This window comes from Lentzea miocenica, from assembly GCF_033949945.1.
GTDB lineage: Bacteria > Actinomycetota > Actinomycetes > Mycobacteriales > Pseudonocardiaceae > Lentzea > Lentzea miocenica.
Genome location: NZ_JAXAVW010000010.1, coordinates 123,714 through 144,508, shown reverse-complemented (window position 1 = coordinate 144,508; position 20,795 = coordinate 123,714). Strand labels below are relative to the sequence as shown.

Below are 20,795 nucleotides of genomic sequence, written 5' to 3'. Positions count from 1 at the left end.
GTACGTGCACTCAGCTCTCGACGTCGTAGAAACCGTCCCCGTCGAGATGACGAGCGGTCATGATGTCGTGCAGGACGACCGATTCCGTCTCGTGCACCAGGTAGACGCGCATCGGATAGGTCCAGTCGTCGATCGTGCGGTGGATCCGCTCACCCGGCCGCACGTTCAGCAACAGGTCGTGGAAGCTGTCCATGCCGCGCAGATCCGCCATCTTCGGGTAGCCGCGAAGCGTGCCCTCCGCCGGGCAGGACATGTTGACCAGCCCGGCGTGGCGCACCAGCTCGTAGCCCGACACCCACCGCTCGAGGAAACGCTCCGGCTCGACGTAGGCGTCGACGGTCCACTCCACCTGGCTGCTCCCGATCGCCGCCGCCACCGGGAGGTGCAGGTCCGCACCACACATCCGGGCGGCGGTCTCGATCAGTCGCGGGCCGTTCGGCGTGAGTTTGACCTCGCTGTGCGCGGGACCGTTGCGCAGGCCGAGTGCGTCGAGCACCTCGAAGGTGTAGTCGGCGAGGGCGTCCTGGTCCGCGCCGTGCCGGGGCAGCAGCTGGGCGCTGGCACCGAGGTCGTGCACTCCGTTGGCGGACATGTGATGCATGCGCCAGATGTCGGTGACGTGGTGCTGACCGTCCAGGCTCACCGTGTTCACCAGGTACTCGCCGCCGACCAGGTACTCCTGGGCCAGGGCGGCCCGGTTCTCCTCGCCCAGCGCGCTGTCGGTGCCGATCAGCGCGTGGAAGGCGGCGCGCACCTCGTCCGCGGTGTCGCAGAAGTGGATGCCGTCGTTGCCGGCGCTGCTCAGCGGCTTCAGCACGACCTTGCCGCCGGCGTCGCCGTACCAGTCCATCAAGGCGTCGAGGTCGGTGGCCAGCAGCTGCCTCGCGGTGGGCACGCCGGCCGCCCTCACCGTTTCCAGCATGCGGTGCTTGTCCCGGCGCGCGCTGCTGCGTTCGGTGCCGTTGGTCCGCACGCCGAGCGCTTCGCTGAGGACGTCGGCCATTTCCACGCCGCTCTCGGTGCCGGGGATCAGGCACACCGGCGCGTACTGCGCGATGGCCTTGACCGTCACCTCGACGTCGCCCTCGTGCACGATCTCCGCGACGAAGTCGCCTGGCCGGTAACTGCGCGCGTAGGCCGGGTTCGGGTCGGCGACACTGCGCACGTGCAGGCAGTCGTAGCCGCGCTCCTGGAAAGCGGGCGCGAGGTAACGCGCGCTGGAGTAGGCGTCGACGATCGCGACGATCGGTTTGTCACTCATACCGCGGCCCCAATGTGGTGTTCGGCAGCTTCAGCCCGGTGTGCTCGGCGAGAAAGGCGAGCGTATCGGCGGCCAGGGACACGGCTCTCGTCGCCGACCGGCCCTTGTGCCCGGCCTCGGCCTCCGCCCGCAGGAGAATCGGCCCGCTGCCGCTGCTCGCGTGCTGCAGGGCGGCGCACATCTTCCGCGCGTGCATCGGATCGACCCTGGAGTCGTTGTCGGACACCGTGAACAGCACGGCCGGATAGTCGACGCCCTTGTCCACGTGGTGATACGGCGAGTACGCCAACAACCAGCCGAGCTGCTCTGGATCGTCCGCGGTGCCGTACTCGGCGGTCCACAGGTGTCCCAGGCCGAAACGCTCGTACCGCACCATGTCGAGCAGCGGCGCCTCGCACACCACCGTCCGGCAGAGATCGGGCCACTGGACGAGCGCGGCACCCACCAGCAGACCGCCGTTGGAGCCGCCGTAGCTGCCGAGCTGGGCGGAGGTGGTCCAGCCGCCGTCGATCAGAGTCCGCGCCGCGGCGCGGAAGTCGTCGAACACGTTCTGCTTGTGCTCGCGCATGCCGGCCCGGTGCCACTCCTCGCCTTCCTCACCACCGCCGCGCACGTTGGCGATCGCGTACACCCCGCCCGCCTCCACCCAGGCGAGCACCGACGGGTCGTACTCGGGAACGATGGACGAGCCGAAACCGCCGTAGCCGAACAGGATCGCCGGCAGCGGCCCGTCCCGGTCCACCGGCTCGACGACCTGCATCCGCACCGTCGTGCCGTCCGCGGAGGAGAAGCTCACCTGCGAGCTGCGGACCTCCGGCACGCCTACCACCCCCGGCGCCGTCGCCCACACGCTCGTGGTGGCGTCGCGGGCGTCGTAGCGCAGGATCGTCCGCGGTGTGGTGGCGTCGGTGTAGGAGAACCACGCCTCGTGGCCTCCTTCCGGCCGTTCGAAGAGGCCGCCGACGGAACCGACTCCCGGCATCGGCACAGCACCGAGCAGGTCGCCGGTTTCCAGGTCGTGCACGGTGATCTCGTTGACGGCGTGCCGCGTCCACGTCACCAGCAGCCGCGCCCGGTCTAGCCCGGGACCGTCCAGAATGGCGAAGTCGGTGAGCACCGCGTCGGGCGCCTCCGCCACCAGGTCGCGCCAGGCCTTGTGGTCCAAATCGGACGGATCGGCGACGCAGAGCTTGGAGCGCGGCGCGTCCCGGTCGGTGAACAGGTACGCCCTGCCGTCGCGCCACATGTACAGGCCGGTGTCGGCGTCCACGCCGACCTGGATCGGGCGGAACTCGGGCGCCCCGGCGCCGTTCGCGGCGAGGTCGCCGAGCCACAGGTCACTGCGGTTCTCGGTGCCGGAGGCGACGCCGACGCTCAGCCAGCGTCCGTCCTGACTGACCAGGAGCCCGAAGTCGGCGTTGTCCGGCAGTCCCTCGCCGAACACCAGGACGTCGGCGAGATCGGGATCGGTGCCGACGCGGTGCAGATAGATCCGCCGGCCCGCGGTGGGCGACTGGCGCACGTAGTAGTACGCGTGCCCGCCCGGAAGCCAGGTGATGGCGGAGTGGCGGGTGCCGGAGATCGGCCCCTCCAGCGCCTTTCCTGTCGCCACGTCGAGCACGTGCAGCAGGGACTCCTCGCTGCCGCCGCTGGAGACCTTGTAGGCCAGCCGGCGCCCGTCCGCGTCCGGATGCCAGGAGTCCAAGGTGGTGTTACCCGCGGGGTCGAGCGACATCGGGTCGATGAGGACCCGCTCCGCTCCGTGCGCGTCGACGGTCAGCAGGACCGCACGTTCCTGATGGGGCAGGCGGCGGGTGAAGAACTGCCGGCCGCCACGCCACACCGGGGCGGTGACGCTGCCGGTGCCGTGCAGTTCGGTGATCCGTTCCCGCAGAGCGTCGCGTCCGGGAAGGGCGTCGAGCACGCTCTCACAGAGCACGCGTTGCGCGGCGACCCACTCCTGGGTCGCGTCGTCCTGCGCGTCCTCCAGCCAGCGGTAGGGATCCGGGATCTGCCGCCCGTGCACGATGTCCAGAGTGGACTGACGCGGCGCTGGTGGATAGATCTGCGTCACGGTCGCTCGCTCCGTGCGTCGAGTGGGACGGGTTCGGCGGTCAGGACGGGTTCGGCCGACCGGTCGCCGTAGCGGCGCAAGGCGGTGAAGCCGACCACCGCCGAAACCAGCGCGACGACCGAGGCGAGAACCAGCAGCGCGGTGAAGGAACCACGCAGCGACTCGCTGCTGGTCATTCCGATGAACAGCAACATGCTCGCGGTCACCCCGGCGAAGGTGCACATGGTGAACAGGCCGGACACCCGACCCGCGACCGCGACCGGTTCGTCGGCGAGGATCCTCGACTGGAAGGTCACCGCGAACACCTGCCCTGCCAGCAACATCAGCGAGCTGGCCAGGATCGCGATCCACGCGGTCGTCACGAACGTCATGCCTGCCAACGACACCGCGACGACAACAGCGGCCAACACCCCGGCGCGCAGCCCGCCGCGCTCGCGCAGCCGCCCGGCCAGCGTCGCGCCGATCACGCCGCCGACACCGTTGGCGAGGTTGATCGCGCTCAGCCAGCCGGCACCACCGCCGAGGAAGTCCCTGGCGACCACGTTCGGATAGACGTTGATCAGCCCCGCGCCCGCGTTGAGGGCGAAGACGCTGACCAGCAACCACTTGCTGCTCAGGGTCAGTCGTGGCTTCCACGAACCGGCCTGGCCGCCGCCGGGGCCGTCCACCGGCTTGGGGGCGAGCATCAGCCGCACCAACAGCCAACCGGAGACGACGAACGTGACGATGTCCACGATGATCAGCATCGGCAGATCGGTGTACTGCAGCAGCAACGGCGCCGCGGCGGTGCCGAGGACGAACGTCGACCAGTCGATCCTCGACACCGACGCGAGCGCGCCGGGAATGCGCTCGGACGGCAGCACCCGCCGCAGATACGCGGTCTGCGACGCGGTGAAGAACGGCGTCAGCACGCTGAGCAGCGCCATCACCCCGATGGTCGCCGCCGACGTGGAGCCGACGCCGATCCAGACGACCACCAGCAGCACGGTGAGCAGCACGGCGCGCAACGCGTCGAGGCCGATCAGCGTCCGCCGGGTGTCCAGCCGGTCCGCGAGCGGCGCGAGCAGCCTGGAACCGAACAGGATCGGCAGGTACACCAGCACGATCGCGGTGGTGAGCACCGCGGTCGAGCCGTTGTTCTGGTTGTAGGCGAAGAAGACGACGCCGGTGCGGAACAACCAGTTGCCCAGCTGGCTGAGCGCGTACGCCGACAGCAACACCCGGAGCGAGCGGTCCCGCGCCTGGTCGTGCCCCGGCTGATCGATGTCGGTCAACGCGTTCCGTTCGCCGCGCTGAGCAGCTGAGCGCGCAGGTCGGACAGTTCCTCGGCATCCGCACCGTGCTGGGCGGCGAGGTCGAGGTCGGTCTCGGCGCCGGCCAGGTCGCCGAGCTCGAGCCGCAGGAACGCCCGGTTGTAGGCGTAGTCGGGATCGTCGGACAGGCGCACCGCGTCGTCGAGGAACGGCAGGGCCTCCTCCGGCCGGCCGGTCGCGTACAACACCTGAGCGAGGTTGTTGTACGCCTCCGCCAGCTTCGGACCGGCCTTCACCGCGGTGCGCAGGCTCTCCTCGGCCTCCTCCTGGCGACCGAGCTCGGTCAGGACGAGACCGCGGTTCGACCACGCCTGCGCGTTCTTCGGGTCGTGGTAGACGGCGGCGTCCAGGCTCTGCAGCGCTTCCGCGTGGTTGCCCTGCTTGAGCTGGAGCACACCGAGACCCAGATGCGCCCTGGCTTCCGCCGGCTTGAGCTCGACGACGCGGCGGAAGTCGCGTTCGGCCGCCGCCGAGTCACCCCGTTGCACGTGCAGCCTGGCCCGGTTGAGGTGTGCCTCGTAGTAAGGCGGGCACAGTTTGATGGCGCGCTCGTAGTACTCCAGAGCCTCGTCGAACTCGCCGGTGCGTTGCAGCATGTTGGCCAGGTCGTTGGCGTACTCGCCGTAGTTCGGGTCGAGGCTGATCGTGCGCTGGTAGACCTCGTACGCCCGCGGGAAGTCCTTGACCATCTCGTAGATCTGCGCCGTGTTGTACACCAGGATCGACTGGTGCAGGGCGTACTTCTCGTCGCCGTAGATCTTCTGCATCCTGTCCATGCCCTCGGTGCACAGCTTGAGAGCCTCGTCCAGGCGGCCCTGCCGGGCCCGGATGTAGGCCAGCGCGTTCTCGGCGAAGACCTTGATGTACTCGCGCTTGGGGTGGTCCTGGAACTCGCTCTCGATCTTCTCCAGGTTGAGCAGTGCGAAGCGTTCCGCGGTGACGAGGTCGGGCGGCACCTGGTACCGGCCGTGCGCCATGCTCTGCGAGTAGAGCACCGTCGGCGTGTAGAGGCTCTGCGGGAAGTGCTGGTAGAACACGTCGAGGTACGGAATGCACACGTGCGCCAGCCCCAGCGAGTACAGCACGAACGCCATGCGCAGGTAGACGAGGTTGTGCTCCTGCCCGCCGCCGGGCAGCGTGCGCAGCTGCGAGTCGGCCCAGAACCGCGAGAACAGGTCGAACCACGTGTCGTAGAGCCCGATCTCCTGCAGCGAGATCGAGAGCGGGGCCAGTGCCACCATCTGGTCGGAGACGTTGTTCAGGCTCAGGTGGTGCACGGGGTGCAGGACCTCGGCCGGATCACCCGCCAAGCCGGCCAGCACCACGCGGTGCACGCGTTCCCTCGTGCCGGGGTCGAACGTCTCGTAGTTGCGCACCGCGATCGGATCGTCGTCCACGCAGTGGTCCCCGACGTAGCGCTCCAGCATGTCGTACCTGCTGCGCTCGCCGAGCAGGCTGAGGTAGAGGTCGACGTGCGTGGAGAACGTGAGGTAGTCCGGCATGGACACTCGTTCGCCGGCGCAGCGCATGAGCGCGGCCAGGCGCGCGGGCCGTCCCTGGGCCAGCCGCCACAGGTTGTCCGACTGCTTGGCCGTCGGAGCCGGGAATCCCCACGCCGCAACGAGATCGCGGGCTTCCTTCTTGGTCAGCGGCGGCACCGCGACCTGGGCCGCGTGCTCGGCCAGCACGATGTCGGGCTCACCGTTGACGAGCAGGACGATCGTCAACCGGCGGCAGAGAGTGCGGCGGCGGGCGACGATGTCGAGCATCCGCATCGCGGTGGGAGAAAGCCGCTCGGCGTTGTCGATGACCAGGGTGTGGGGTGCGGCCGCGGCGGCCAGGTAGCCGTCGAGGAACTCGTAGACCCCGTTGAGCAGCTTGTCCTGGTACTCGTGGAAGTAGAAGCGAGTCCTCTCGTCCCTGTTCGCCACGCCGGTGAGGTCCCTCGGCACCTGGAAGGCGGTCGACTCACGATGCGGGAAGAGCCGCTTGATGGACTGCTCGGCCGCCGCGACCAGTTCCGGCGCGTTCACCTCGGCATCGTCCAGCGCCTGGTCGAACAACGCCTGCCAGCCGGCGAAGTACCCGTGCGTCACCTTGTCGCCGTTGGCCGACAGCACGACCTGGTCACCGTCGGCCGCCTCGAGCCAGGCGCGCACGGTGTCGGCCTTGCCGCCACCGTCGGGAGACGTCACCAGAATGAACACCGGCGCGTCCGGGCTTTCCGGATCCAGTTGACCGCGCGCACTTTCCAGTGCGGCGAACAACGCGGGACGCACGCGAGAGTAATGAGCGGTCACTGTTGGGCTCCGCTTTCCATGGTTGCTGGAATTCCGCTCAGTCACATTATCGGGTCACGACTGTGACGGCCGCCGAGACCGCTGACGCAGTCCGGCCCACCGATGATGAACGAATGTTCGACAAATATCCCCCAAATGCCGCGCAATACCGGCGGCGCCCCCCACGTAGGCGACCGTACCACGCACGCCCCGCCCCTACAACGCCCGAACCGCAGACGCCCACCAGCTGTTTCGCACCGCCAGACGGCCGAGAGGCGACCTCAGGTACATAGGAATTGGGGGCCCGAGCACCCTCGGGCCCCCAATTCATGACTCAACTCAGCCGGCAACGTACGGCGTGGTGGTGCGGACGGTGTCCTGCTTCTCAGCAACCTTGACCTTCATTTTTTCACCCCCATTTGATTTGTGGCACCCGCGAAGCTCGATAGCATCCACGGGCCGCGAAGACGAGTTCGCAGTACCAAGTCTCGTGGTGGCCGTTATTCACCCGTTAGGGCCGAACGGGTGATCGGCCAGGAGAGCTGAATCACACCCGGTAACGACGACAATCAGTAGTACCGCTCGGTTTCGCGACTGCGAAGATCTCACCCGAGCCATGCGCCTGCCCGCGACGCGGTCCGGGTGGCGGTCGGTCCAGTCTCGCAGAGCGCCTTCGAACGTGTAGTCCTTGGAGCGCTTGGACTTGCCGCGGGCGCGCTCGTCGTAGGTGATGTGGCGGTAGCCGGCGCCGAGTTCGGAGATGACGCGCTTCCTGCCGGTCCAGGAGGGCGACTTCGTGGTTGTCTCTCCTGAGCAGACGGTGGTTCAGGCCCAGGTGACCGGGAGTTCGTGGACGCCGTAGATGTGCATGTTGGTCCGCAGCTTCACTTCGCCGGCGGGGATGGCGAGCCGCAGTGTCGGGAAGCGGCGCAGCAGGCCCTCGAAGCCCGCCCGCATCTCGATGCGGGCCAGCTGCTGGCCGAGGCACTGGTGGATGCCGTGCCCGAAGGCGACCTGACCGCGGACCTTGCGGTGCACGTCCAACGTGTCGGGGTTCTCGAAGCGTTGCGGGTCGCGGTTGGCGGCCAGCAGCGAGACGACGACGGTCGAGCCCGCGGGGATGGTTTCGCCGCCGACCTCGATGTCCTCGGTGGCGTAACGGAAGAAGATGTCGGCCACGGACAGGTAGCGCATGAGCTCCTCGACGGCGTCGGGCAGCAGATCCGGGTTGTCGCGCAGCTCAGCCAGCTCCGTTGGATGTTCCAGGAGCGCGAACGTGCCCAGCGCCAGCATGTTCGCGGTGGTCTCGTGGCCTGCGAGCAACAGCAGGAAGGCCATGCCGCACAGTTCCTCGATGGTGAGGTCCTCGTCGCGGGCCAGGTCCGAGAGGATGTCCTCGCCGGGGTGGGCGCGCTTGCTGGTCACCAGTTCCGCGAGGTAGCCGAACATGGCGCCGATCGCGGCCATCTTGTCCTCGAGCGTCACGTCCCGTTCCATGAACTTCGAGGAGTTCGCCTGGAAGGTCTCCCGGTCCGCGTAGGGGACGCCGAGCAGTTCGCAGATCACCAGGGACGGCACCGGAAGCGCGAACTCGCGAACCAGGTCGACCGGCGGGGTGAGCTTCGCCAGTTCGTCCAGCTGCTGTTCGGTGATCGCGATGATGTCCTCTTCGAGCTGCTTCATCCGCTTGACCGTGAACGCGCCGGTGAGCTTGCGGCGCGACCGGGTGTGGTCCGGCGGGTCCATGCTGATGAACAGGCCCGGCGTCTGCGGGGACGGTTCGGTCTGCTCGGGCATGCCGGGCGTCTCGTACGGCACGTGGATCACGCCGAGGTCCTGGCGGTTGCTGAACCTGGTGTCGGCCATGACCTGGCGCACCGCCTCGTAGCCGGTGATCAGCCAGCCCTCGTGGCCGTCCGGGAAGACCATGGGGCTGACCGGGCGCACCTCGCGCAACCTGGTGATCTGGCTGGGCGGGTCGAACGGGCCCGCGTCGCGCTCCATCGGCAGGCCCTGCGGCACGGAAACCGTCTGGCTCATCGGATTTCCCCTCGTGGTGGTGTGTTGCCACCACGATCACCGAGAGTCCAGACACCGCACTGTCACCACGCTGACACGGCCGGGGCATGGTGTCAGGAAGCCAACGTCACCGCGACCAGCTCGTCCCAGCTCGACAGCGCACCCTCGCGAGCCGCCGCGTCGAAGGCGGCGTCGCCGAGGCGGCTTCGTGCTGCCTGCTCGATCCTGGACACGTCGGGGTTGGACCGGTCCGTCAGGCCGAGCACGTTCGCACTCGCCGCCAGCAGCCGCGCGGCTTGCTCGTGCTGCCCCTGACGCGACGCCAGGTCCGCAACGCCGACGATCATCTGCGCGATCATGGGTGCGTGTCCCATCTCGGCCGCTGCCTGGCAGGCCGCCGCCCGGTGCTCGCGCGCCTCGCCGAGATCGTCGGCGAAGTAGCCGTGCAGGTCGTGCACCGCCGCGCGGATGTGCGGCCGCTTGGCTTCGTCACCCAGCAACTTCACCGCGACGGCGAGCTGGTCGAACGCGTCCTCGGCGTTGCCGTTCCACCGGGCGAGCTCAGCCTTCACGAAGGCCAGGGCGGACAACGTGCCCGGCCAGGTGACCCCTTCCGCACGGCTTGCTGCTTCCGCCATGGCTGCCGCGCCGGCGTCCTTGTCGCCCATGAGCCAGTACAGCCGTGCTTGCCGTGCGCGCATCTGGATGACGTCGTCGACGGCGTCGAGTTCGGTGACAGCCGTGATCGCCTGGTCGAAGTGCTCGCACGCCTCAGTGAACTCGCCGCGCAGGGCGACGCGATCCGCCAGTTCGGTCTGTGCGAAGGAGATTCCGAATCGTTCGCCGAGCACCCGGAACTCGACGAGCGCCTCCTCGAAGTAGGCGTCCAGGTCTCCGCCATGGCCGAGCATGATCCGCATCTTGCCGATGTGGAGCCGGGACAGCGCCCGAACCCAGGGGTCTTCGTCGTTCAGCAACGACTCCCACGCGGGCAGGACGGCGTCCGGCTCTCGCAGGATTCGTTCCAGCGGGACGACCAGCCTCAGCGCCGGGTGGTGGTGCCGGCCGCTTTCGCCGAACTCGTAGGCCTTGTGGACCCACTCCGCGGCTTCCAGCACGTCGGACGGTCCGGTGGTGACGAACATCGAGGTGAGGGCGTACACGACCGCCCGGATCTCGTCGGGGACCTCGCCGGGGGTGTTGATGGCCGCGGTGATCAGCTCCATGCCTTCGGCCTTGCGGCCGATGAGCCACCAGTACCAGCCCGCGGCCGCGGCGAGCCGCATCGCGGCGTGTGCCTCACCGGCGGCGAGCGCGCCGCGCATCGCCGAGGTGATGTTGTCGTGCTCCGTCTTGAGGATGGCGAGCCATTCCAACTGCTCGGTGCGGCGTAGACGCGGGTCCGCCGTCTCGGCGAGCTCGGTGAAGCAGGCCAGATGCGCCTGCCGCGCCAGGTCCGACTCGCCCGCCTCGGCGAGCCGCGCGGCGCTGTACTCCTTGATCGTGCCGAGCATCCGGTAGCGCGGTGCGCCATCACCGGAGGAGACCAGCAACGACTTCTCGGTCAACGCGGTGAGCAGGTCGAGAACCTCGTACTCCGCCGTGCTTCTCCCACCCCCCGTGACATCGCCCGCGCAGACTCGCTCAGCCGCCTCCAGGCTCGCCCCGCCGGCGAACACCGACAGCCTGCGCAGCACCACCCGTTCGGCGTCGGTGAGCAGCTCCCAGCTCCAGTCGACCATCGCGCGCAACGTCCGGTGCCGGGGCAGCGCGGTACGGCTGCCACCGGTCAGCAGCCGGAACCTGTCGTCCAACCGGTCGGCGAGCTGCTCGATGGACATGGTGCGCAACCTGGCCGCGGCCAGTTCGATCGCGAGCGGCATCCCGTCCAGTGCCCGGCAGACGCGCTCCATCGTCTGGGCGTCGCCGGCGAGGTTCTTGCGCACCGCGACCGATCTGTCCGTCAGCAGCCTCACGGCCTCCGGCAGGGCCAGCGGTTCGACGGGCCACAACATTTCGCCGGTGATGCCGAGCGGTTCCCGGCTCGTCGCGAGGACCCGCAACCGCGGGCACTCCCCGAGCAGCCGATGGGCGAGCGCGGCCGCGGACTCGATCACGTGCTCGCAGTTGTCCAGGACCAGCAGCATCTCCCGGTCGCGGATCGCGGCGACGAGCCGGTCCCCCGGCTCCAGGTTCGACGCCTCACCGAGAAGCGCGTCCCGCAGGCCGAGCCCGGTCAGCGTCGCCTGGGCAACGTCCGCATCTGTGCCGACGGCGGCCAGCTCCACCAGCCAGGCTCCGTCCGGCAGGTCGCCGAGCAGTGTGCGCGCGGTTTCCGTTGCCAGCCTTGTCTTCCCGGAGCCGCCAGGGCCGGTCAAGGTGGTGAGGCGGTGGTCGGCGACGAGTTCGCGGACGGCGGCGACATCGGCGTCCTTGCCGACGTAGCTCGTCAGCTCGGCGCGCAGGTTGGTCTTGCGGTTCTCCTTCTGCTGCCCCATCTCGCCGCGCAGCAATGCGACGTGCAACGCGGACAGTTCCGGTGAAGGGTCCACGCCCAGCTCGCCGGCGAGAGCTTCTCTCGTGCGCTGGTACGCCAGCAGCGCCTCACTGTTGCGGCCGGCAGCGGCAAGCGCACGCATCAGCGCCGCGACCAGCTTCTCCCGCACCGGGTGCGCGGCGACCAGGTCGGTCAGTTCGGTGACCAGGTCCCCACCGCGACCGAGGCTGATCTCGGCCTCGAACCGCTCTTCCATCGTGGTCAGGCGCAATCCGTCGAGCCGGGTGGCCGCCGCGTCGAACGCCTCGCTGTCCTGCAGGCCGACGTCCTGCAGGGCCGGCCCCCGCCACAACCCGAGAGCCTCGCGCAGCCGCTGCGCCCGCAACGGACCTTGGTCGTTGCGCGCCTGGACCCCGAGCCGCTCGAACCGCACCGCGTCGACCGAGTCGGGGTCCACCGTCAGGCGGTAGCCGTCCGTCACCCCCTCGACCACCGCGTGCGGGAGCGCCTTGCGCAACCGGGAAACCAAGCGCTGCAAGGCGTTCACCGCGTCGGCGGGCGGGTGCTCACCCCAGATCCAGTCGACGAGCGTCGCCTTCGGGATCATGTGACCCGGGTTGAGCGCGAGGGCGGCCAACAGCCCTCGCAGCCGTGCGCCTGGCACGTCCGCGAGGGTGCCGTCGTCCGCGCGAACCTCGAACGGTCCCAGAATCCCGATCTGCACCTGCTCGATCCTGCCACGGACGACTGGCAGGTCGCTGACGCCGGAACTCAGGCTGCCGCGGGGTGGATGACGATGTCGTCGAGCCGCGTCCGGGCGTAGACCTTGAGGGAGTCGCCGCCGGCCTGCGCGGGCAGGGAGCTGCGCACCAGACCCTTCGTGCTCTTCGCGTCGATCTCGGCGGAGGTGCCCTCGGTGACACCGATCTCGATCCCACCCGAGGCGTTCGTCAACTCCACCTGACCACGCGTGACCCGTCCGATCCGAATAGGACAGCCGGCCGCCTTGGCGATGATGCTGCCATCGGCGCGGCCGATGTCGAAGCTGCCATTCGAACCGCCCAGATCGACGTCGGAGCGGGCGTGGCCGATCCAGACCTTTCCGGTCGTGCCCTGGTACCGCACGACGCCGTCGACCTCGCCGATCCGCACACCGGCCGAGCTGCCCTCGATCACGGCGGATCCGGCGACGTGCCCGACCGCGAGCCCACCCGTCCCGAGGTTGCCCCGCAGCGCGGCGACACGGTCCAGCTGGACCTGCCCCGACCCGATGTTGACCTCGCAGTCGCCGAGAACGCCGTCGGCCCGCACCTCCGTCCACGCCGTGTTCAGGATCAAGCCGGATCCGGCCGGCAGCTCGATCGTGATGGCGACGGAGCCGTTCTGGTCACCCGACTTGGTCGTCTTGACCGCCAGCACGCCGTCGGAGAAGTCGACCGTGGTCTTCTCGGCGACCTTCACGTCCTTGGGGTTCGCGCTGTTGACGGGCTCGACCCGCACCACCGTGTCGGGCCGCTCGCCGGCGGTGATCCGCACACGGGCACCCGCCGTGGTCAGCGTGGCGGTGATCGGGTTCGGCGTGGTGAACGTGGACATGTCGTGTCTCCCTGGTCGCTGGCCTTCGTGGTTGTTGCGACCACGTTCGCCAACAGGCCGGACACACGACTGTCACGGCCCTGACACCGGCGCCAACGCCGATGTCAGGGCCCGTGTCAGCACTACTCGGAGTGCCAGATCTGCGACGAGGTGGTCGCGCAGTCGGCGATTCCGATCCTGGTGCCGTTCCGGTGGGAGAACGGCAGCAGCGCCAGGCACGCGCTGCCTCCGGCGGGAGGAGTCACCAGCACGAGGTTGCCGAACACGTCAGCGGGCGCCCACTGCCACCACTGGCGCTGGTCGATCGCGTTGCAGGACTGCTGGTCGACGACCAGCGTGCCCCACACGAGGCTCAGGCACTTGCCGCTTTTCCTGTTGACGAACTGGACGAAGCCGTTGCCGAGGTCGATCGACGCCCACAGCTGACTGGGGTCCCGCCCGCAGTCCCACTGGTGAACGCGCGCGCCGTTCGCGTCGGAGCTCTTGACCACGTCGACGCACTTGCCGGTGGCCGTGTTGACGAGCTCGTGGAAGTCGTTCGCCGCGATGGACACCGCCGGCGACTGGCCGGAACCGGCGTGGGCGACACCGGGCCCGCTGACCGCCAGGGCCATGAGGGTCGCGGCAAGGCCGAGCAAACTGCGGATTCTCAAGTCCTCGTTGCCTTTCTGGGAATCGGGATGGTGGCGCGTGCCCTCTGACTAAGGCGTGGCCACCCAGAACGCGTAGTCGGCGGTGTACGGGATCGACGCGGTCGACCCCTCCTTGCAGGCACCGGTCGGCGAAAGGCCGCCGGTGGTGTTCAGCCGCTGGACGAACGTGACCGCGCCGAGCAGGCCGGGGCCCCGGTTGCCGGTGGCCCTCAGCAGCAACTGGGGAACGGCGAGCGGCACCGGCGAGCTGGCGACCGTCGTGGCGGTCACCGAGCTGCCGTCCTCGACCGATGTCCACACAGGACCCTTGCTGTGCAGCACCACTGCCCTGCCGTAGCTCTCCAGGATCGCGTCGGGCTGCAGGAAGCCCCACGCACCGTTGGTGCACTGGTAGGTCTGGACGCCGTGCGCGTGCAGGAAAGCGACCTGTCTGTTGCCGGCGGGCACCTTGATCACGTCAGGTACCTGCCCGGGTGCTCCCGCTGACGCGGTGGCGGCTCCGAGGCCGACGGCCGTCATCGCCGCGACGGCGAGCCCGGCCGCAGGATCCGGGCGCGCTGTCTGCCGGGTGTCGCCGCCCAGCCGTCGAACGCCGCGCGCGCCGCGGCGACCGCGTCGTCCACGTCCGCTGTCCCGGCCCTGGCGACCGACGTCACGACGGATCCCGTGGACGGGTCGACGACGTCGATCCGGCCGCCTTCCGCGGACTCCCGCCACCGGCCCCCGATGAACAACCTGCCAGGCGTGACGTCAGGTCGGCACAGCGTCGTGGCCGGCCGGTCGTCGACTGTGGTCATGGCGGATTCGCCTTTCTGTGACAGGCTTCGAAGGAGAGAAGATCGAGTCGGGGAAGGTGAGGCGCTTGCGACCGTCGCTGATGTACGAGGTCAAGCAGGTGGAGCTCGCGGTGCGTGCACTCATGGACGAGGTGCTGCGCCCGGCCGGCGTGACGACCCTGCAGTACACCGCGCTGACGGTGCTGGCCGGCCGCGACGGCCTCACGTCAGCGGAACTGGCGCGCAACTCGTTCGTGACCGCGCAGACGATGACCGACATGGTCGCCGCGCTGGAGCGGCGTGAGCTGATCGTCCGAGAGCAGGACCCCGCGCACGGCAGGAAGTTGCTGATCAGCCTCACGGACAAGGGCAGGGCGTTCCTGGACGAGCACGCCGCCGAGGTCGCGGCGATCGAGGAACGGATGGTGAGCAGGCTCAGCAAGAACGAGCGAACCGCGCTGCACGACCTGCTCAACCGGTGCCGCGCCGCTCTCGCCGGTTCCTAGTGACCACGCATGGCTCAGCTCCTCGTCGAGCGGCGGTATCAGGATCTCGAATATCAGGAATCCTGATATAAAGAGGATGCGCCTGCCTTGTTGAACTGTCAAGAAGTTCTTGGGTCTACCTCAGAGGTCCAGCACCAGGCGGGGTGAGCGGGATCGGGACACGCAGATCATCATCGCGTCGCCCACCGCCCGTTCCTGGTCGGTGAGCACGGAGTCGCGGTGATCGGGTGTCCCGGCGAGCACGGTCGTCTCGCAGGTGCCGCAGGTGCCTTCCTGACAGGACGACAGCACGGCCACGCCCGCTCGTTCGACGACCTCGAGGACGGACTGCCCGGCCGGCACCCGCAGCACCGCGCCGGTCTGCGCCAGCTCGATCTCGAAATCGTGCCGAGGCCCTTGTGCCGCACCGGTTTTCGGTGCGAACCGTTCGACGTGGAGTGCGCCTTCCCGCCAGTGGGCGCAGTGCTGCTCGACGGCGGTCAGCAGGCCTTCCGGACCGCAGCAGTAGACGGCGGTGTCCTCGTCCGGCTCGCCGAGCACCGCCCGCAGGTCCAACAGGCCGTGCTCGTCCTCTGGACGGATCTCCACCCGGCCGAGTTGCTCGAGCTCGTCGCGGAACGCCATGGAGGACCGCGTTCTGCCGCCGTAGAGCAACCGCCAGTCGTGACCTGCCCTCTCGACCTGGGCGATCATCGGCAGGATCGGGGTGATGCCGATGCCACCGGCGATGAACAGGTAGCGCTTCGCCTCGACGAGCTCGAAGTGGTTGCGCGGTCCTCGCACCTCGATTTGCTGCCCCACGGCGAGAACGTCGTGCACGTGCCGTGAGCCGCCGCGCCCGTCTGGTTCATGAAGGACGGCGACCTGCATGATCGAGGTGTCGTTCGGGTCGCCGCACAGCGAGTACTGGCGCACCAGGTCGTCGGCGAGCACGAGGTCGACGTGGGCACCCGGTGTCCAGCCCGGCAGCGGGTCGCCGCCCGGATGCCGCAGCGTCAGCAGCACCACACCGTCGGCGATCTGTTCCTTGTTGTCCAGCAAGAGCTTCATGACGTGTGCCCATCGGGATGACCGAGCAGCCACGCCCACAGCTCGACGGGATCTTCGAACTCGCGCTCGGCGGAGCAGTGGCACACCGCGCGGAGCCGGTCCGTGCCGAGCACCCAGTGGATGCGGAACACGCGGTCGCCGGTGAGCGCGTTCATGCCTTCTCACACAGGCGCTTGAGCATCCGCCGTGCGGCGAGCCCACCGGTGTCGATGTTGATCGACAGCTCCTGGTAGCCCTCCGGCTCCTTCGCGATGACCTGCTCCAGCACGTTCAACGCCACGACGTCCTGCATGACGACGGTGCGGTTGTTCTCGGCGAGGAACGCGGAGACCTCCTCGTCCCCGAGTGCGAAATCCCTTGCCACGCACCAGAAGTCGTGCGTCGAGGACTCGGTCTCCGGCGTGATCGCGTACACGACCTCGACGTGGAACGCGTCCGGGTCGGTGCCGTCCGGGTTGGGCGCGGAGCCGACCGGCGCGATGCGACTGTGCAGTTTGTACAGGCACGGTGGCGTGTACTCGATGTCCTGCCAGCGTGCGATCCTGCCCTGCAGGCCGGTGGACTTGGCGTAGAACGGCGGGCATTCCGCGTCGTCCATGTGCCGCGACACGTAGACGATGCCGGCGTCCTCGTCGACCTCGGTCGTGATCGGGGTGGAGGCGACCTCCGGCGTGCCGATGTAGCCGCCGTGCAGGTAAGTCTCGTGCGAGAGGTCCAACAGGTTGTCGACGAGCAGCTCGTACCGGGCGTCCAACGGTTCCATGCCGGCGACGGTCGTGTAGTCCGGCGAGACGAGCCACGGCGCGCGCGGGATCCGCGACGCGTCGGCGTTCGCCGGGTCGCCGATGAAGACCCACACGAACGAGTCCTGCTCGACGACGGGGTAAGGCAGAAGCCGTGCGGTGCGCGGGATGCGGGTCTGGCCGGGCACGGCGACGCACCTGCCGCTCGCGTCGTAGGTGAAGCCGTGGTACCCGCAGACCACCTGGTCGTCGACGAGCCGGGAAGGCTTTTGCGACAACGGGAAACGGCGGTGCACACAGCGGTCCGGCATGGCCGTCACCGCGCCGTCGCGAGTGCGCCAGAACAGGATCGGCTCGCCGCAGATGGTGCGGTTGAACAGGTCGTGCTCGATCTCGGAACCATAAGCCGCGACGTACCACTGGTCGCGCGGGAAGCCGGTCATCGGCGCTCCTCATCCGTGGTGGGAAACCACAGAGTGGCGGAGGCCACAGCCCGTGCCGTAGAGCACTTTCCGGAAAATGGAAGACCATCCTAAACCGACAGTGCGCGGGAGATCGCCTGGGCGCTGGTGCGCACGAGCCGCGCCAGTGCGTGCGAAGTGGTGCTGCCGTGCCGCACGACCAGCGACACCGCGGCGACGACCTCGCCCTGCCGGTCGCGGATCGGTGCGCCGACCGACAGGGCGTCCATCGTGACCTGGCGGTCACTGACCGAGAAACCGTTCGACCGGACGTCGGCGAGCATCCGGCGCAACCGCGCCGGATCGGTGACGGTCTTGGCGGTGTACCGGGCGATCGGTCCGTTGAGCACTTCCTCCTGCACCTCGACGGGGGCGTGCGCGAGCAGGACCAGGCCGACACCGGTGACGGTGAGCGCGAACCGGTCGCCGACGCGGGTGAGCACCGGCACCGCGTCGGAACTCGCGATCCGTTCGACGAAGACGACCTCCGTGCCCTCCCTGACGGCGAGCTGCACGTTCTCCCTGGTGATCCGGGAGAGGTCCTCGAGGAACGGCAACGCGGCCTCGCGCAGCCCCGGACCACGTGGCGCGAGCGAGCCGAGCTCCCACAACCGCAGCCCGATCCGGTACAGCCCGTCCGTGCCTCGTTCGACGGCGCCCCACGCGCAGAGCTCCTGCATCAGCCGGTGCGTGGTCGACAACGGCATGCCCGCACGCCGGGCGAGATCGCTCAACGTCAGCTCGCGGCGCTCGGCGTCGAACGCGTCGAGGAGCCGCAACGCACGGCCGATCACCGGCCCGGTGGGGCCCGCGGGCCTGCCTCTTCTCGACTCGCTCATCCCGCCATCTTCCCCGGAACCGTCCAGTGGCCACTATTTCCGTTGCGGGGTGCGCGTCACGACCACCAGTCCGTGCCGTCCGGGCAGGACGCGTTCAGGTCCACTTCGGACGCCTGACCGCAGACCGTCCGCCGGCCTCGTCAGGAAGTGCTCAGGATGGCGTGCTCGTAGGCGTAGATCACCAGGTGCACGCGAGTGCGCAGGCCGAGTTTGGCGAGCACACGTGCCACGTGGGTCTTGACCGTGCCTTCACCGACGGTCAGGGCACGGGCGATCTCGGCGTTGCTGAGCCCGCGCGCCACGTGCCTCAGCACCTCCAGCTCGCGTGGGGTGAGCAGGTTCAGTCCGATCGGTGCGGGCCGGGACGCGATCTGGGCGAATCGGCGGATGGCGCGGCGGGTGACCTGCGGGTCGATCAGCCCCTGCCCCTTCGACGCCGCACGGACCGCTTCGACGAGCAGCGCCGGTTCGCTGTCCTTCAGCACGAAACCAGCCGCGCCCGCCTGGAGCGCGCCGAACAGGTACTCGTCGACGTCGAACGTGGTCAGCGCGACCACGGCGGGCGCGGGGTTGACCGATTCGGCGATCCGGCGGATGGCCGCCACCCCGTCCATCCGCGGCATCCACAGGTCGAGCACCACCACGTCCACGCCCAGCCACCGGGCCTTCTCGACGGCTTCGGCGCCGTCCACGGCCTCGCCGACCACCTCGATGTCCGGTTCGGCGGCCTGATCATCGGCGCACTCGCCCGACTGATCAAGCCCGGCAAGCAGAACCTCGGCATCGTGGCGACGCTGCTGCTGGGGCTGGTCGGCTCCGTCATCGGCGGCACCATCGCCAACTGCTCGGCACCGGGGACATCTTCGAGCTCAACGTGCTGGGCTTCATCGTCGCCGTGATCGCCTCCGTGCTGCTCATCGGCGTCGCAGAGGCCGTCGCAGGCCGCAACCGCACAAGCGTGCGGTAACGCCGGACTGACCCCAACGGCCCCGTTCACCGAGCAGGTGACCAGGGCCGTTCCCTGTTGCGGACGGCAATGACCGCGACGCAGCGGGTTCAGCCCGTCCCCCGACAGCGGCAGCCGTCGGGGGACGGTTGGAGGGTGTCGCCGTCAGAGCCGCTGCCAGAGGGCAGGGGTGTTCGGCGGCTCCCATCCGGGGACGGACGTGTGTGGCTGGATGATGCGGTAGGACGCGCCGCCGTAGGTGACCTGGGCGCCGTCGCCGTAGTTGGTGTACGGGGCCCACGAGCCGCCACCGCCGGGGGGCGTGGTCGTGGTCGTGCCGGTCGGTTGGGTGGTCGTGGTCGGACCGGCGGAGGTCACCAGGCGCAGGTTGTAGGCCTGCAGGATCTCGGCCAGCGGCTGGAAGTAGATGGTGCCGCCGGTCTGACAGTTGCCGGACCCACCGGAGGTGACGCCCTGGGCCTGGTCGCCGGTCAGCCACGAGCCGCCGGAGTCGCCGGGCTCGGCGCAGGCGTTGGTGCGGGTGAGGCCGGTGATGGTGCCCTCGGGGTAGGTGACCGAGGCGTTCTTCTGCTGGATGGTGCCGCAGCGCCAGCCGGTGGTGGAGCCGGAGCGGCAGACCGAAGCGCCGACCGGAGCCTCCTGGGAGCCCGCGACCGGGACGGTGCCCGGGTAGCGGTTGACCAGGGCACGCGGGGTGTTGCCCGCGTCGGTGCGGACCCAGGCGTAGTCGTTGCCGGGGAAGCTGCTGCCCTGGATGGTGCCGCCGGGGTTGGAGGTGCGGCCGCCGGTGGCTCCGCAGTGGCCCGCGGTGACGAAGCCGCCCTCGACGGCGAAGCCGATGGAGCAGCGGCCTCCGCCGGGGAGGCCGTAGGCGTTGCCGCCGACGATGTCGATCAGCGGCTCAGGGTTCTCGGTGCTGGCCTCGAAGGCGACGATGTCGCCGTGCAGGCCTGCCTCGGCCGTCCACGCCTTGGCCTGCGCCTCGCCGCCCGCGTGGGCGAGCACGACGATCTTGTTGGTGCGCACGTCGACGTACCAGCCGGGGACGGCGTCGGGTGCGGTGGCGGCCTTCGCGTCCAGCTTGATCTTCGCGCTGTCCAGAGCGGACGCGCTGTGCTTCGCCGTGGTGGCGACGGCGCCGCGCGAGCGCACCGCGCTCGCCAGCGCCGGGTCGGTGACCGCGACGGTGAGGGTGTGGCCGGTGCTGTCCAGCCAGGACCCGGCGTACGCCGAGCCGAGGCGCGACTTCAGCGCGGCGTCGGTCTCGCCCGCGACCTTCTCGGCGTCGAGGCGTTCACGCGCCTGCTCCGAGGAGATGCCGAGGTCACGGGCCATCGCGGCCAGCACGGCAGGGTCAGCCGTGTTGGCAGCGGTGGCGCTGGTTGTCAGCGCCACCGCGATGGTCAGCCCGGCCGCTGTGACCGCCGCCGTGGCGGCGGCGATGAGCTTGCGGTTCATGTCCGCTCCTTGCATGCAGGGTGATTGCGCGCAGACCCTACGACGAGGACCACACCAAGTGGTACATACCAATTGGCCATAAGGTGGGGCAGGCACGACCCCGTGCCGCACCTGGACATCGTGCAGATCCCGGGGATGGGCGAGGTGTTCTGAGCTGTGCTGGATCAGGTGCGGTGGCCCTGGACGCCGTTGTCTTCGTGTTCTCGGATCCGCTGACCGCGAGCGGCGTGGTGGTCGGAGCGGTGGTCCTGGGCGCGAGCGCGTGGTTCGCGGCGCGGAGGTTCGCCGGGCGGCCGGTTACCT

At 69.2% G+C, this 20,795-nt stretch carries 17 protein-coding genes; 1 reads left to right on the top strand and 16 read right to left on the bottom strand.

The features are described 5' to 3' along the window. Positions 1–10: 10 nt before the first annotated feature. The 10 genes from SK803_RS14120 to SK803_RS14075 form a co-directional block, all read right to left on the bottom strand. Positions 11–1,261, bottom strand: a complete 1,251-nt coding sequence (locus SK803_RS14120) for an ATP-grasp domain-containing protein (protein ID WP_319966423.1) — start codon at positions 1,259–1,261, stop codon at positions 11–13. Continuing rightward, the gene (locus SK803_RS14115) at positions 1,254–3,335 is read right to left on the bottom strand and encodes a prolyl oligopeptidase family serine peptidase (protein ID WP_319966422.1); all 2,082 of its coding nucleotides are present in this window, start codon (positions 3,333–3,335) and stop codon (positions 1,254–1,256) included. Before SK803_RS14115 ends, SK803_RS14120 begins: the two co-directional genes overlap by 8 nt. Beyond that, positions 3,332–4,609, bottom strand: coding sequence for an MFS transporter (locus tag SK803_RS14110; RefSeq protein ID WP_319966421.1), 1,278 nt, complete (start codon positions 4,607–4,609; stop codon positions 3,332–3,334). Before SK803_RS14110 ends, SK803_RS14115 begins: the two co-directional genes overlap by 4 nt. Next, the gene (locus SK803_RS14105) at positions 4,606–6,948 is read right to left on the bottom strand and encodes a tetratricopeptide repeat protein (protein ID WP_319966420.1); all 2,343 of its coding nucleotides are present in this window, start codon (positions 6,946–6,948) and stop codon (positions 4,606–4,608) included. Before SK803_RS14105 ends, SK803_RS14110 begins: the two co-directional genes overlap by 4 nt. Positions 6,949–7,752: 804 nt before the next feature. Beyond that, positions 7,753–8,967 carry a cytochrome P450 gene (locus SK803_RS14100; RefSeq protein WP_319966419.1) on the bottom strand — a complete coding sequence of 405 codons (1,215 nt, stop codon included), beginning with the start codon at positions 8,965–8,967 and terminating at the stop codon, positions 7,753–7,755. A 92-nt stretch (positions 8,968–9,059) separates the two neighbouring features. Further along, positions 9,060–12,167 (bottom strand): BTAD domain-containing putative transcriptional regulator, encoded by a 3,108-nt coding sequence (locus SK803_RS14095; protein ID WP_319966418.1) that lies wholly within the window; start codon positions 12,165–12,167, stop codon positions 9,060–9,062. 47 nt (positions 12,168–12,214) lie between these two features. Continuing rightward, positions 12,215–13,039, bottom strand: coding sequence for a DUF4097 family beta strand repeat-containing protein (locus tag SK803_RS14090; RefSeq protein WP_319966417.1), 825 nt, complete (start codon positions 13,037–13,039; stop codon positions 12,215–12,217). Between the two features lie 122 nt (positions 13,040–13,161). Further along, positions 13,162–13,692, bottom strand: coding sequence for an RICIN domain-containing protein (locus SK803_RS14085; RefSeq protein WP_319966416.1), 531 nt, complete (start codon positions 13,690–13,692; stop codon positions 13,162–13,164). Positions 13,693–13,740: 48 nt separating this feature from the next. Then, positions 13,741–14,148, bottom strand: coding sequence for a DUF3455 domain-containing protein (locus SK803_RS14080; protein WP_319966415.1), 408 nt, complete (start codon positions 14,146–14,148; stop codon positions 13,741–13,743). 59 nt (positions 14,149–14,207) lie between these two features. Next, the gene (locus SK803_RS14075) at positions 14,208–14,489 is read right to left on the bottom strand and encodes an aldehyde dehydrogenase family protein (RefSeq protein ID WP_319966414.1); all 282 of its coding nucleotides are present in this window, start codon (positions 14,487–14,489) and stop codon (positions 14,208–14,210) included. Between the two features lie 65 nt (positions 14,490–14,554). On the opposite strand from SK803_RS14075, the gene SK803_RS14070 reads away from it, so the two are divergent. Beyond that, positions 14,555–14,974, top strand: a complete 420-nt coding sequence (locus SK803_RS14070) for a MarR family winged helix-turn-helix transcriptional regulator (protein ID WP_319966413.1) — start codon at positions 14,555–14,557, stop codon at positions 14,972–14,974. A gap of 120 nt (positions 14,975–15,094) precedes the next feature. Here SK803_RS14070 and SK803_RS14065 read toward each other — a convergent pair whose 3' ends face one another. From SK803_RS14065 to SK803_RS14040, 6 genes are all read right to left on the bottom strand, one after another. Beyond that, positions 15,095–16,024 (bottom strand): PDR/VanB family oxidoreductase, encoded by a 930-nt coding sequence (locus SK803_RS14065; protein ID WP_319966412.1) that lies wholly within the window; start codon positions 16,022–16,024, stop codon positions 15,095–15,097. Beyond that, positions 16,021–16,179 (bottom strand): hypothetical protein, encoded by a 159-nt coding sequence (locus SK803_RS14060; protein WP_319966411.1) that lies wholly within the window; start codon positions 16,177–16,179, stop codon positions 16,021–16,023. The genes SK803_RS14065 and SK803_RS14060 overlap by 4 nt, the downstream gene beginning before the upstream one ends. Then, positions 16,176–17,210 (bottom strand): aromatic ring-hydroxylating dioxygenase subunit alpha, encoded by a 1,035-nt coding sequence (locus SK803_RS14055; RefSeq protein WP_319966410.1) that lies wholly within the window; start codon positions 17,208–17,210, stop codon positions 16,176–16,178. Before SK803_RS14055 ends, SK803_RS14060 begins: the two co-directional genes overlap by 4 nt. Before the next feature lie 89 nt (positions 17,211–17,299). After that, the gene (locus SK803_RS14050) at positions 17,300–18,067 is read right to left on the bottom strand and encodes an IclR family transcriptional regulator (protein ID WP_319966409.1); all 768 of its coding nucleotides are present in this window, start codon (positions 18,065–18,067) and stop codon (positions 17,300–17,302) included. Positions 18,068–18,207: 140 nt separating this feature from the next. Next, positions 18,208–18,774, bottom strand: a complete 567-nt coding sequence (locus SK803_RS14045) for a LuxR C-terminal-related transcriptional regulator (protein WP_406601528.1) — start codon at positions 18,772–18,774, stop codon at positions 18,208–18,210. Positions 18,775–19,178: 404 nt separating this feature from the next. After that, the gene (locus SK803_RS14040) at positions 19,179–20,492 is read right to left on the bottom strand and encodes an alpha-lytic protease prodomain-containing protein (RefSeq protein ID WP_319966408.1); all 1,314 of its coding nucleotides are present in this window, start codon (positions 20,490–20,492) and stop codon (positions 19,179–19,181) included. Positions 20,493–20,795: the final 303 nt, after the last annotated feature.